Below are 937 nucleotides of genomic sequence, written 5' to 3'. Positions count from 1 at the left end.
GAACGAGAGTACCAAAAACTTATAGATGTCCTTAAAACGCCTATAAACGTTGAATATGAGTATGAATATAAAAAGCCTAGTCTTTTTAGTGAAGAACGCTATACAACGGATAATGTGATTGTTTCAAAAGAGTTGTTAGATAAAATTGATAAGCAAGCGAAAGTTGGTCAGAAGATTGGTAAAGCATATTACGAATTGAAAAATGATTTAAAAGTGCCGCAATATCAAGAAAAGATAAAACAGCAGCAAGCAGAAATTAATAAAAAGGCTAGAGCAATTAATAAGCAAAATGAAATTATAAAAGCAGAACGTGAAGCTCATGAAGAAACTAAACAAAAGTTAAGTGATAAAAAAAGAGTAGTTGCATTTGCGAATGAATTGTTTGGCGCTGTTAAAACATGTGTAGGAGAAAATATTTATCATAAAGTGATAGATAAAATTGATAGTCACATGCAAAGCAACAAGAAGAAAATTGCAAGAACACTAATGACGACAGATGAAAATGATAAAAATTTCTTTAAAGAAAAGGATAAAAAGCTAGAACGAATGTTATTCCAACAAGAGCTTAAGCAAATGCATGCAATGGATAAAAATAAAGGTTTTGACCGAGGTTTTGAAAGATAAAGAGATGAATATAAGATATCCGATCATTTATGCCGAGAAAACTTATTGGTTGGAATGGGCTATGTGTTAGCTAACTTGTTAGCGAGTTGGTTGGACTTGAATTGGGATTAATCCCAAGAAAGTACCAACTCAACAACACATAAAGCCCTGTAGGTTCCGACCAATAAGGAAATTGGAATAAAGCAATAAAAGGAGTTGAAGAAATGAAATTCAGAGAAGCCTTTGAGAATTTTATAACAAGTAAGTATGTACTTGGTGTTTTAGTAGTTTTAACTGTTTACCAGATAATACAAATGCTTAAATAAAAAAAGAC

Annotated in this window: 1 protein-coding gene; it reads left to right on the top strand. The window is 31.5% G+C overall.

Going from position 1 to position 937, the window contains the following annotated elements; translation table 11 throughout:
• Window positions 1-624, top strand: a 624-nt coding sequence (locus KA878_RS13620; RefSeq protein ID WP_210142209.1) for a hypothetical protein, incomplete at its 5' end; no start/stop codon positions are given.
• Window positions 625-937 lie beyond the last annotated feature (313 nt).

Source organism: Staphylococcus sp. GDY8P57P, assembly GCF_017892585.1.
Taxonomy (GTDB): Bacteria; Bacillota; Bacilli; order Staphylococcales; family Staphylococcaceae; genus Staphylococcus; species Staphylococcus borealis.
This window is presented reverse-complemented; position numbering and strand designations above follow the sequence as displayed.